Below are 12,688 nucleotides of genomic sequence, written 5' to 3' on the forward strand. Positions count from 1 at the left end.
AATTAATAATTCCAATTAATTGAACCGTCTAAGTTCATTTCAAAGTCTTTACCTTCTATAGTAAATAAATCGCTGTTCGGTGTAAACAAAATTCTAGGTGGAGAAAAAGAGTCTGTCAACTTTCCAATTGAAAATCCATTTTTTCCTAGAGTTCCATATTCTTTAGACAATTCATCATCAGTTCTCGCCTCCAAATGATGTTGAAAAATAATATTACCTCTTTCCGCTTGGTGAAACCTTTTGATATAATAAAGTCTTTTGCTCAAACCTTCCCTATCTAAATCTTTTAATTCATCTCTATTTTCAAAAAAGAATAAAATCTTTTGCCCTGGTAAAAAGATATGTATAAGTTCCCCTTCTTTTGCCTTTTTACCTCTACCTATTAAAACAGGTTCCTTATACTTAAAAACATCTCTCTTGGAATCTTTATTTTGATTTAAAGAAAATCGTGCTGCTTCAAATGAATTAATAGATACTATTTTTCGCCCATTTTCATTTTCATAAAGACCAAACATATAGTTATCACCTGTATCAGCAAAAATGTAGTTTTTGTATTCTTTAGAAGATTTATAAACTTGTTCTTTAACAATTGTGGCATTTTCTGGATTCATATAACCTCGTGCTGCTTTTACTCTACATCTTAGATGACGGAGTGTATTTCCTTGAAAATCTTTCAATTCATTTTGTTTAATACCTTCAGATAATTGTTTTTTTAAATGTTCTGCCAAATGTGCATCTACAATAACATCATTCTTAAAATTGACATTATCAATGGGTTTTCTGAGGACCATCCACATCTCATCTTTTCCATCAACTTGATTGTAAACTATGTTGCCATTTTCATCTCTTTGTAGACTACCCTTATCATCTTTAGCTGCAATTTTTATTTTTCCATAATAAGTTTGCTGATGTAATTCCCCTCTTATGGAATCTCCCTGTGCTATTTTTTGAATTTTATTTCCTTTTTCATCCAGTAATAATTCTCCATTTTTATCCCTTAACCAATCTATTTTCCCTCGTTTTCTTACCTTTTTTATCCCTGGGGTTAAAGTTTGGTCTCTATCAACAAGGTTGTTAATAAGAATGTTTTTCTGGATTTCTTCAATCATTGAATAACTAAATCCTGCAAAAGGTTTCTCGTGATATTGCTTCCCTCTGTTTTCTTCCTCAAATTCATATGCATTTTTTAATATTTCTTCCCTCTTTCTTGCTGAAGGAATTAAGGTCAAAACTGCAGCATCAATAGCGTGATGGTAATGCTTTCCCCTGTCTTTTGCTTCCTCCTTAGGTTGAACACTAAAGATTTTTCTGAATTGGGCAGTTTGGCTTCCTTTTATTACATCTACCTTATTAAATACTGTTTTTAAATAATGGGTAGCATACTTGGTAATAATTTGGGTATCTACTAATTGGCTATTTACAAAACCTTTCGGAACTTCAGTACGGGTAAATCTGTCCAATTTATTTTTCCAATAATCATAATCCATTTGTCTTAAATGGCGTTGGCGGATTGCATAATCCTTTTCATTCTTGTCCATTGCTTTTTTAGACTTGACTTTCCAAAAATTAATTTGATTGTAAAAATCATTTACTTTCTTTTCCCAAGCTTCCAATCTTGGTTTTATTGCGGAATAACCGTGAGATTCAATTTCATAGTTAGGCAATTCCGTTGGCATCTGATTTTTCTTGATACTTCGGTTGTAATCCGCATAACAAACTGTTAAATTGGCTAAGGAATTATCAAAAGATTTACTTCTTGGAATGGTGTGTTCAAAATCCACTTTATTAGAATTGAACAAATCCGTCAGTTTAATTATTTTACCCGTGTAGATGCAAAGACAGTTTTGTTCTTTCCAAAGCCTATATTTTTGTACATCAGCTTTAGTCGTATTTACTAACTTGACAACGTCTTCATAATTTTCCAGTTGCTCTGCCCATAATCTGAACTTGCTTGTATCTGTAGCGCTTTGCGGATTGGCAACTCCAGAAAAGTCAGGGTCTTTTATTAATTCAGAAATGGCGTTGGCAAATTCCCTATTTTCTACCTCTCGGTCACGTTGATATTTATTAATTGCCCACCGTTTGTTAGTATAGTCTAAATTATTCTTAGCTTCTCTAGCAATTTCTACCACTAATCTCGTCTCTTCATCAATTTTTCCGATTTCAATCAGATAATTTATGACATCCCGCAATTTATAAAGTGTTTTGTATGCCATCGGGTTTTTAAAAGCTGCCGTTTTGGGACTTAACAAGAATTGTTGCCCTTCTTTTTTAGGGTATATATCGATCTGGGACGGATGATAAATTTTTTCCAACAACTTTTCACCTACATCAAAATTATCATCCAAAAACTGTTTTATCTGATTAACTAAATGAGGTGATTTAAAATGCTCTCGTTTTAAGGAAGCGAAAAATTCTTGATACTTTTCAGTCACTTCACATAAGGTTTGGTGCCTATAATCCTCATTTAATTTAGCCCAGGTTTTCTCTCCAAAATGCTCTTTTGCAGCTGTTTCTATATCCTTTATATCCGAATCATCCAACTTGTAAGATGGATCTCCAACTGCAAATCTATCGTGATAATCCAAAGCATAATATTTGAAAACCAAATTATTTACTATAGTGATGATTTTCTTCTGATACCTGTTTTCTTTTATCTCATCTTTAATAGCCTTAGAAATAATTTCTTTCTCTGCTTCAAAAACTTCATTTCCGACTATCTCTGGAATCTTTGCCAAAATCACCGCTTCAGAATAAATCATTCCTTCCCGTAAAAAAGGCAAAATGTTGTTCATGGCTTTTAAGCTCAAGTTGGCATAACCGATAGGGAAATTATTAAAGAGTGTTATTAGTTCTTTTATTTGATTTTCTTCCAATTCGAGTACGTCAATTAAAAACTCTTCAAAATATTCTTCATCCTCAAATGAAAACAGGATATGCCAGATATCATCTATCGTATATTTTTTTGTACTGTTCTCTCCTTTTCTATTCCCTCTAACAACTGATTTCTCAAAATTTTTCCAATCTTCACCAAAGACTGATTTTAATCTTGCTGAAACAAAGCAACTTGAAACAGACACCTTATCCATTTTCTTGCTGTAGTTCAATTCCCAATTATTTCCACCATTGGCTTGTATAAATTTTCTGATTTCAAAAAAATCAAATTCCCTTTTACTCTTAAAGAAAAATTTTTCCTGATACAATTTTTCTTTTAATTCCAACGGAATTGGTTCAAAAGGAGCATCTTTATCTGTTCGATATTTGATGTTATTGATAAATGACCATGCTCGGTATTCTTCGAACTTTGGATGGCTTACAGGACATCGTGGTTTATTGGGTTCAAGTGTACATTTGCCAATCAAGCCTTTTTGTGAACGTAGCGGACGTTGATAGAAGATTGAGCCATTTGAAGTTTCAAGGAGTAATTTATCCCTGAAATCGTTGTCCTTAATTTCTTGAAAATCTAATATTATCTTAACCTCTTTTCTATAGTCTGATCTAAGTGTATATCGGTTTCTAACTCGAATCCCTTTATCCTCTAAATAAGCAAAAGCAGCACCCAAACTCCCGTTTTCAATAATCAAGTTTTCATATTCATTCCGCCCAATTGTTTTAGTTTCACTACTCCCTTTATAAACTGCGGTTTTTTCATTTGCACCTTGTTTTCTGCTACTTTTAAAACCTCGTCTTTGAGATATATGATATAAAGCTCTGCCCACTTTGTATCGGTTTTCTTGGACTGATAAATCCAATTTCTCAGTAATTAAGGATCTTCTTAATTGGTAAGGACTTGAAAAATCTGGAGTGCCAGTACCATCAAAATCCAGTTTGATCCATTGTTGGAAAGCTTTATCTTCCACAGGAAAAACTCGACCAATTCCCTTTATATAATTTTTCCACTTGTTCAACTTTTCAATATCTAAGGGACAATAATCATTTTCACACAAAACTTTTAAAGTCTCCCATTTACGATATCTTCGGGAATTATATAATCTTCGGGAAGAACGATGTTTTGTTCTCTCAGCTGCAAAAGAAAACTCTCCTGTTTTTCCTTCACCAACACCTTTTTTAAAAGTATATACTCCATACCAAGAAAAAATTTCATCTTCTCTTAAGGTAAGACCAATTGAATTTGTACCTAAATCTATTCCTAAAGTTTTGCTCATTTTGATATAATAATTATATTAGCAGTCTGAAAGACAATTCACAACAAGGCTATAAGCCGAAGATTTTTCTTAATCCTGCGTACACCGTGGGATTTTTTTATTATCCAAGGCGGCCTTAGCGGGTCGCTTTTCTTTTTTAGTCTTATTCCGATCTTCAAAAAACAGTAGGGAAGGTGTTGAAGATGCTACATATTTACTAAAATTTTCTTAATATTCCTATAATTATTTCTTCGTGAGCTTATGAAAGACCTTTTTTCTTCCCATTCAAAAGATTATTCCCGGTACCGTCCCGGCTATCCTGCAGAACTCTACAACTTTCTTCGGAAGCTTTGCCGCGAAAGGAACCGTGCCTGGGATTGCGGTACGGGCAATGGGCAGGTGGCGGGGGAGCTGGCCACTTTTTTTGAGCAGGTCTATGCCACAGATATTAGTATCAGCCAATTGTCGCAGGCAGTGCAGAAGGAAAATATCCACTACACCAAACAAGCTGCAGAAAATACTATTTTTCCCGATGCGCACTTTGATCTGGTGACGGTGGGGCAGGCTGTGCACTGGTTTGATTTTGAAAAGTTCAATGCCGAAGTAAAACGGGTGCTGAAAAAGGATGCGGTAATTGGCATTTTTGGATACGCCCTCTTCAGGAGCAATGCCGAAACAGATGAGATCATCCGGCAGTTTTACAATAACATCATTGGCTCTTTCTGGGCACCCGAAAGGCGTTTCCTGGAAGAAAACTATCGCACGATACCGTTTCCGTTTCAGGAAATTGAAGTGCCGGAGATAAAAATGAAGCAAAAATGGAGTTTTGAGCGCTTAATTGGCTATCTCAACACCTGGTCGGCCGTTAAGGCTTATGAAAAGGAGCATAAGCAGAATCCGGTGGAGCTGGTGAGAGCGCAACTTCGGGAAGGTTTTGGCGAAGTGGGGGAAGTGGAATTTCCAATACTGCTTCGGGTGGGACGGAATTCAGATTAAACCTTCCGAAGAAATTTTCATTTACATCATTTACGGAAACGGGCTGCCAAAAATGCCATTTTAAAGAAGTATTTTCCGTGGAAATTTTCCGAAGATAACAGAAGCATTTCAGCGGCTTAAAATTCCATTTCATATACCTATATTTGCACCCGCCAAAAGAGCATCAAACAATATTATATGAAAGCCGGAATTGTAGGACTACCCAACGTAGGAAAATCAACTTTATTCAATTGCCTCTCAAATGCCAAAGCCCAGAGCGCGAATTTCCCTTTTTGTACCATTGAGCCAAATATTGGGGTGGTGAATGTGCCAGACAGGCGCCTGGAGAAGCTTGAATCCCTGGTGAACCCTGAGCGGGTGATCCCGGCCACGGTTGAGATTGTTGATATTGCAGGTCTTGTAAAAGGAGCCAGCAAGGGGGAAGGATTGGGAAACCAGTTCCTAGGAAATATTCGTGAGACCGATGCTATTCTGCACGTTTTAAGATGTTTTGAAAATGACAATATTGTGCATGTAGATGGCAATATCAATCCTGTGAGAGACAAGGAAACCATAGACATGGAGCTTCAGCTTAAAGATCTTGAAACGGCCGAAAAGAAACTGGAAAAAGTAAAACGCGCCGCCAAGACCGGAAATAAAGATGCTCAAAAGGAAGAGGCGGCTTTGCTAAAAGTGAAAAACGGGCTTGAAGCAGGGAATTCTGTTCGCGCCATTGATCTTACGGAAGAAGAAAGGACCGAATTCATTAAGCCTTTGCAGTTCATTACCGATAAACCGGTGATGTATGTGTGCAACGTAAATGAAAGCGATGCTGTTTCGGGGAATGAATATGTAGACAAGGTAAAAGAGGCCGTAAAAGGCGAAGGTGCCGAAGTGCTGGTGCTTGCCGTGGGTACAGAAGCCGATATTACCGAACTCGAAGATTACGAAGAACGCCAGATGTTCTTACAGGATATTGGGCTTGACGAACCGGGATCGGCCAAACTAATCCGTGGGGCTTATAGTCTTTTAAATTTGCAGACTTATTTCACTGCCGGTGTAAAAGAGGTAAGGGCCTGGACCATTCCCATTGGAGCTACCGCACCACAGGCCGCGGGAGTAATTCATACCGACTTTGAAAAAGGCTTTATTCGTGCTGAAGTTATTGCGTATGATGACTATGTGAGCTACGGCAGCGAAGCAAAAGTTAAAGAAGCCGGGAAGATGCGGGTAGAAGGGAAGGAATACATTGTAAAAGACGGGGATGTGATGCATTTCAGGTTCAATGTGTAGTTAGATTTGAGATATAAGATCTGAGATCTGAGACTTTTATAAATTTTAGACCTCGCAGGTTTTTGAAACCTGCGAGGTCTTTTTGGTAGAGGAGATCTTTTATGGAGAGAAAGACCTTTTCAGAAAATACCTTTCAGAAATGACATTTTTGACAGGATTTAAAGCGGAAATTAATCCTGAATTTTAAATCCCCAGAACCTTGAACTTTAAACTTTGAACCTCGAACCAACATTTGTGAAACAATTGTTAATTATTTTGTCCCCCGAAGGTTTCAACTTTTTTGGGGAAAGCTTATATTAGCCACGAAACCGCAGGAAACAGCTATGATCGAAGAAACTAAATATACCGAAGATAATATACGTTCGCTCGACTGGAAAGAGCACATTCGTATGCGACCCGGGATGTATATTGGAAAACTCGGGGATGGTTCCAGTGCAGATGACGGGATCTATATTCTGTTAAAGGAAGTTATAGATAACTGTATCGATGAATTTGTAATGGGTGCAGGAAAAACCATAGAAATTTCTGTGCAGAACCAAAGGGTCATCGTTAGGGATTACGGCCGTGGGATTCCGTTGGGAAAAGTTGTGGACGTGGTTTCAAAAATGAACACGGGCGGAAAGTATGATACCCGTGCCTTCAAGAAATCGGTAGGGCTCAACGGGGTTGGTACAAAGGCAGTAAATGCGCTTTCCAGCAGCTTTAGGGTGGAGTCTACCCGCGATGGCCGCTCAAAGTCGGCTGAATTTGAAAAGGGAAACCTGGTTAACGAAGAAGAGCTCGATGAAACTTCCAGAAGGCGGGGAACCAAAGTTTCCTTTACGCCCGATGAGCTCATTTTTAAGAACTATAAGTTCCGCTCTGAGTATATTGAAAAAATGCTGAAGAACTACGTTTACCTCAATCCGGGGTTGACGCTAGTTTTTAACGGCGAGAAATTTTATTCAGAAAACGGACTGGCCGATCTTTTGGCCGATAGTATAAATGAAGAAGATCGTCTTTACCCCATCATTCATTTGAAGGGGAATGATATTGAAGTTGCGATCACCCACAGCAAAACCCAATATAGCGAGGAATATCATTCGTTTGTAAACGGGCAGCACACTTCGCAGGGAGGAACACACCTTGCTGCATTCAGAGAAGCGGTGGTAAAAACCCTTCGTGAATTCTACGGAAAGAACTTTGAGGCCAGTGATGTTAGAAAGTCTGTGGTTTCGGCCATTAGTATAAAGGTGATGGAGCCGGTCTTTGAGAGCCAGACCAAAACCAAACTGGGTTCTACAGATATGGGCGGAGACCTTCCTACCGTGAGAACCTACATCAATGATTTTGTAAAGACCCAGCTGGACAACTACCTGCATAAAAATCCTGAAACAGCCGATTTGCTGCAGCGAAAGATCCTGCAGGCAGAACGTGAGCGCAAGGAGCTTTCGGGTATTAGAAAACTGGCAAAAGACAGGGCAAAAAAAGCCAGCCTGCACAACAAAAAATTACGCGACTGCCGTATACATCTTGGAGACAGCAAGAAAGAACGTTATCTTGAAAGTACCCTGTTTATTACCGAGGGGGATTCGGCGAGTGGTTCTATTACAAAATCCAGGGATGTGAATACGCAGGCGGTTTTCAGTTTAAAAGGAAAGCCCCTTAACAGCTACGGCCTTAGTAAAAAGATTGTATACGAGAACGAAGAGTTCAACCTGCTTCAGGCGGCATTGAATATTGAAGAGTCTATGGAAGACCTTCGGTATAACAACATCGTGATCGCTACCGATGCCGATGTTGACGGAATGCACATCAGGTTATTGCTTATCACTTTCTTTTTACAGTTCTTTCCCGAATTGATCAAAGAAAATCATTTGTATATTCTGCAAACGCCCCTCTTTCGGGTAAGAAATAAAAAAGAGACCATTTATTGTTACAGCGAACAGGAGAGAAAAGATGCTATTGCAAAACTTTCGGGAAAACCTGAGATCACCCGATTTAAGGGGCTTGGTGAAATTTCTCCCGATGAGTTTAAGCATTTTATTGGTGACAATATTCGGCTTGATCCCGTGATGCTCGATAAAGATATGAGCATTGAGGAGATTCTGAGTTTTTACATGGGAAAAAATACGCCCGACAGGCAGGAGTTTATTATTGATAACCTAAAGGTGGAACTCGATCTTATCAACGAATAGAATGAAGTTCAACAACAGGAAAGAAACCGGTATTATCCCTTCAATTTATATTATTGTAGTGGCGGTTTTTATCACTAATGCGTTTGCATCTGTTGAAATTAAATATGATGATGTTCCCTTCAACTACAGCAGTTTAATTCCCAATGGGATTGCTATTCTGGTGGCGATTTACATATTTATAGTCGGAAAAACCTTTGAATTTGACAGCGATGGCGAAACCATAAATTTTAAGAGCAATGGGGTTCTGGTATCACAATTTATGCATTATCGTGAACAAAGGACCGAAGTGCCAAAGTCAAAACTGAAGAATTTTAAAATAGAGAATTATTTTTTTTACAAGCGCCTGCACATCTACATTCATTCAAGGAACAGTAGGGGGTACAGGCATTATAAGTACAATATCACCTTTTTGACAGGCAAGAAAATAAAAGCTTTAGAGATGTCACTTGCCAAAATTCTGGAGAAAAATAAAGCGAGGGCTTAAATGGAGAACGAGAATCACAACGATCATCAGGACGAACAATTCGAGCAAAACGAAGAGCTGAACAATACAGAGAACAACGAGGTGCTTACCAAAGTAACCGGGATGTACAAAGACTGGTTCCTTGACTATGCCTCTTATGTAATACTTGAAAGGGCTGTACCTGCCCTTGAAGACGGCTTTAAGCCTGTGCAGCGCCGCATCATGCATTCCATGAAAGATCTAGATGACGGCCGCTACAACAAAGTTGCCAACATTGTGGGACACACCATGCAGTACCATCCTCATGGCGATGCCAGTATAGGGGATGCAATGGTACAGGTAGGGCAAAAAGACCTGTTGATCGATACCCAGGGGAACTGGGGGAACATACTCACGGGAGACGGGGCCGCTGCAGCGAGGTATATTGAGGCAAGGCTTTCAAAGTTCGCACTTGATGTAGTTTATAATCCCAAGATCACCGAGTGGCAGCTGTCTTATGACGGAAGAAAGAAGGAACCGGTAAATTTGCCGGTGATGTTCCCTTTGTTGCTCGCACAGGGAGCCGAAGGTATTGCGGTAGGGCTCAGCACCAGGATTCTGCCCCATAATTTCATTGAACTTATTGATGCCAGTATAAAACACCTGCAGGGGAAGAAATTTAAACTCTTCCCGGATTTTGCCACAGGTGGAATTGCCGATGTGACCAACTACAACGACGGGATGAGAGGCGGCCGTGTGAGAGTGCGTGCAAAGATATCTCAACTCGACAAGCACACCCTGGTAATAAAAGAAATACCTTTTAGCACCAATACTTCTACTTTAATTGATTCTATCCTGAAGGCAAATGATAAAGGAAAGATCAAGATAAAAAAAATTGAAGACAATACTTCAAGTGAAGTAGAGATCCTCATCCATTTACCGCCGGGAATGTCACCCGACAAGACCATAGATGCCCTGTATGCTTTTACCAACTGTGAGGTTTCTATTTCGCCTTTGAGCTGCATCATCATTGAAAACAAACCTGCTTTTCTGGGGGTTTCGGAGATTCTCAGAAGATCTACAGATCATACGCTTTCTCTTCTGAAGCAAGACCTGGAAGTGAAGCTGGACGAATTTCAGGAGCAATGGCATTTTGCATCTTTGGAAAGGATCTTCATTGAAAAACGGATCTATCGCGATATTGAAGAGGAAGAGACCTGGGAAGGAGTGATTAGGGCAATAGATGAAGGACTCAAGCCGCACATAGCTCACCTGAAGCGTGCAGTGACCGAAGAAGATATTGTGCGACTTACAGAAATACGCATCAAGCGGATCTCGAAATTTGACCTGGAAAAAGCACAGCAAAAAATCGAGGCTTTAGAAGGGGAGATCGCGCAGATAAAACATCACCTTGATCATCTTGTAGATTACGCCATTGCCTACTTCAACCGACTTAAAAAAGACTACGGCGCCGGTAAGGAAAGAAAGACCGAATTACGCCTTTTTGACGATATAGAAGCTACAAAAGTAGTGATTCGCAACACAAAACTCTTTGTAAACCGCAAAGAGGGTTTTGTGGGTACGGCTCTTAAAAAAGATGAGTACGTGACCGACTGTTCAGATATAGATGATGTTATTTGCTTTACTGCGGAAGGTAAAATGATAGTCACCCGGGTAGATGCCAAAACATTTATCGGAAAAGACATCATTCACGTAGCGATCTTTAAAAAGAAAGACCGTCGCACCATCTATAACATGATCTACAAAGACGGTAAAGGTGGTGCTTCCTATATAAAGAGGTTTGCGGTGACCTCGGTGACCCGCGATAGGGAATACGATCTTACCCAGGGCAAAAAAGCTTCTGAAGTATTGTATTTCTCTGCCAATCCAAACGGGGAGGCCGAAGTGGTGATGGTGTACCTAAGACAGGTGGGAAGTATCAAAAAACTGAAATTTGATGTAGATTTCGCCGATATGGCTATTAAAGGCCGGGCAGTAAAAGGGAATATAGTTACTAAATATCCCGTTAAAAAAATTGAACTTAAAGAGGAAGGGGTGTCGACACTCAAGCCAAGAAGAATCTGGTTTGACGATACCGTAAGAAGACTTAACGTAGATGAGAGAGGTGATCTTCTCGGGGAGTTCAAAGGTGAAGACAGGCTTTTGATCATTACTCAAAACGGGGTGGCCAAAACCATTAAACCCGAGCTTACTACAAGATTTGATGAAGACATCATTGTGCTTGAAAAATGGTCTCCAAAAAAGCCGGTATCCGCGATCTATTGGGAAGGGGAAAAGGAAAAATTCTACGTGAAAAGGTTCATCATTGAAAATGAAGAGAAAGAAGAGAACTTCATTGGAGATCATCCCAAGTCTTACCTGGAAATTGTGTCTACAGATTATCTTCCTGTAGTAGAAGTTATTTACTCCAAAATAAGAGGAAAAGACCAGAAACCAAACGACCTCATTGAGCTTGAAGAATTCATTGCGATAAAAGGCATTAAAGCCCTTGGAAATCAGCTGACTTCAGAAAAAGTAAAACAGGTGAATCTGTTGGATCCGAAGCCTTATATTGAGCCTGAAGAAACCGCTCCCGAAGACATGGAAGTGCAGGGCGAAGAGCATGTGGAAGGCCAAAAAAAGGCGCCGGATTTTTCTGAAACCAAGCTTCACAAAGAAAATCATAATTCAGATGAAACTCAAATAAGACTTTTTGACGAATAATGGCTGTGGGATTATTTAAAGAATTTAAAGAGTTTGCCGTAAAGGGCAACATGATCGACATGGCAGTGGGTATCATTATTGGTACCGCTTTTAATCGCGTGGTAGATGTGCTGGTTAAGCAAATCATTATGCCGCCATTGAGCCTTCTAACGGGGAGGATACAGTATGCCGATCGAAAATACGTGCTTAGAGAGGCGGTCCCTGGTGTGGAAGGGGCAGAAGGGATTGAAGAAGTAGCTGTGGGTTATGGGTTGCTCATCGAGGTTTTTATAGATTTCCTTGTCATTGGTTTTACTGTATTCCTGGTGGTGAAATTAATGAACAGGTTTAGAAGAAAAGCAGAAGACCCTAAAGATAAGACCGTGGCCACTCCTAAAGATATCGAGCTGCTCACCAGCCTGAACAAATTGCTGCAGGAACAAAATGAACTACTCAGAAAGAAGGATTAAGGTCTAAGGAATAAGGAATAACGTCTAATTCTAATATCTAATGTCTAACGTCTAATGTCTAGCGACTACAGACAAAAGACTCTTCTCACTCTACCTTTACAACTGTGCCCCGCTGCTTCCGTGTTTCTCCTACAAGCCCGTATTCAAAAGTATAGGTATTTCCTTTGGTGGTAAGGATCTTCATGTGAATGGGCTTTTCTTCGGCCCTGTTCTTCGGGTTCAGGTTGGAGAGGATATACTCACAGTCGTTGATCCAGCGGATGGAAGAAGTGTCGGCCTTTCCCCTGAAGTAATCAATTTCTATGCTGTCATTTCGAACGAAGCGTGTTTTTACAAGTTCGCCTTCCAGATAAGATTCAAATTCAAATGTACCGGTCTTAAAATCCTCACAGTCGCGTTCTGCCTGATAACAGGAGCTAAGGCAGAAAAGAAGAAGCAGGGCAGGCAGAATATTTCTCATGCTGCAAATTTAAAACCTTTTTT

8 protein-coding genes are annotated in these 12,688 nt (G+C 39.6%); 6 read left to right on the forward strand and 2 right to left on the reverse strand.

All coding sequences use genetic code 11. The features are described 5' to 3' along the window. Nucleotides 1–2 precede the first annotated feature (2 nt). Nucleotides 3–4,166 carry a type II CRISPR RNA-guided endonuclease Cas9 gene (gene cas9 / locus JRG66_RS14245; protein WP_265163431.1) on the reverse strand — a complete coding sequence of 1,388 codons (4,164 nt, stop codon included), beginning with the start codon at nt 4,164–4,166 and terminating at the stop codon, nt 3–5. A gap of 240 nt (nt 4,167–4,406) precedes the next feature. Here cas9 and JRG66_RS14250 point away from each other — a divergent pair, with 240 nt between their 5' ends. From JRG66_RS14250 to mscL, 6 genes are all read left to right on the forward strand, one after another. Continuing rightward, nucleotides 4,407–5,141 carry a class I SAM-dependent methyltransferase gene (locus tag JRG66_RS14250; RefSeq protein WP_265163432.1) on the forward strand — a complete coding sequence of 245 codons (735 nt, stop codon included), beginning with the start codon at nt 4,407–4,409 and terminating at the stop codon, nt 5,139–5,141. 177 nt (nt 5,142–5,318) lie between these two features. After that, complete coding sequence (gene ychF, locus JRG66_RS14255; protein WP_265163433.1) at nt 5,319–6,413, forward strand: redox-regulated ATPase YchF; 1,095 nt, start codon at nt 5,319–5,321, stop codon at nt 6,411–6,413. 323 nt (nt 6,414–6,736) lie between these two features. Beyond that, on the forward strand, nt 6,737–8,590 hold the full coding sequence (locus tag JRG66_RS14260; protein ID WP_265163434.1) for a DNA topoisomerase IV subunit B: 1,854 nt from the start codon (nt 6,737–6,739) through the stop codon (nt 8,588–8,590). A gap of 1 nt (nt 8,591) precedes the next feature. Beyond that, nucleotides 8,592–9,074: a hypothetical protein gene (locus JRG66_RS14265; protein ID WP_265163435.1), complete on the forward strand. Its 483-nt coding sequence runs from the start codon at nt 8,592–8,594 to the stop codon at nt 9,072–9,074. After that, a complete protein-coding gene (locus JRG66_RS14270; RefSeq protein WP_265163436.1) occupies nt 9,075–11,756 on the forward strand; it encodes a DNA gyrase/topoisomerase IV subunit A in 2,682 nt (893 codons plus the stop codon). After that, nucleotides 11,756–12,205 carry a large conductance mechanosensitive channel protein MscL gene (mscL, locus tag JRG66_RS14275; protein WP_265163437.1) on the forward strand — a complete coding sequence of 150 codons (450 nt, stop codon included), beginning with the start codon at nt 11,756–11,758 and terminating at the stop codon, nt 12,203–12,205. Before JRG66_RS14270 ends, mscL begins: the two co-directional genes overlap by 1 nt. Nucleotides 12,206–12,290: 85 nt before the next feature. On the opposite strand, the gene JRG66_RS14280 is transcribed toward mscL, so the two are convergent. Continuing rightward, on the reverse strand, nt 12,291–12,665 hold the full coding sequence (locus JRG66_RS14280) for a DNA topoisomerase IV (RefSeq protein WP_265163438.1): 375 nt from the start codon (nt 12,663–12,665) through the stop codon (nt 12,291–12,293). Nucleotides 12,666–12,688: the final 23 nt, after the last annotated feature.

Source organism: Salinimicrobium tongyeongense, assembly GCF_026109735.1.
GTDB lineage: Bacteria > Bacteroidota > Bacteroidia > Flavobacteriales > Flavobacteriaceae > Salinimicrobium > Salinimicrobium tongyeongense.

What these genes read in the sequence shown, in the direction of transcription:
- ychF (WP_265163433.1), top strand. Translation starts at nt 5,319, where the DNA reads ATGAAAGCCGGAATTGTAGGACTACCCAACGTAGGAAAATCAACTTTA.
- JRG66_RS14280 (WP_265163438.1), bottom strand. Translation starts at nt 12,665, where the DNA reads ATGAGAAATATTCTGCCTGCCCTGCTTCTTCTTTTCTGCCTTAGCTCC.
- cas9 (WP_265163431.1), bottom strand. Translation starts at nt 4,166, where the DNA reads ATGAGCAAAACTTTAGGAATAGATTTAGGTACAAATTCAATTGGTCTT.
- mscL (WP_265163437.1), top strand. Translation starts at nt 11,756, where the DNA reads ATGGCTGTGGGATTATTTAAAGAATTTAAAGAGTTTGCCGTAAAGGGC.
- JRG66_RS14265 (WP_265163435.1), top strand. Translation starts at nt 8,592, where the DNA reads ATGAAGTTCAACAACAGGAAAGAAACCGGTATTATCCCTTCAATTTAT.
- JRG66_RS14270 (WP_265163436.1), top strand. Translation starts at nt 9,075, where the DNA reads ATGGAGAACGAGAATCACAACGATCATCAGGACGAACAATTCGAGCAA.
- JRG66_RS14250 (WP_265163432.1), top strand. Translation starts at nt 4,407, where the DNA reads ATGAAAGACCTTTTTTCTTCCCATTCAAAAGATTATTCCCGGTACCGT.
- JRG66_RS14260 (WP_265163434.1), top strand. Translation starts at nt 6,737, where the DNA reads ATGATCGAAGAAACTAAATATACCGAAGATAATATACGTTCGCTCGAC.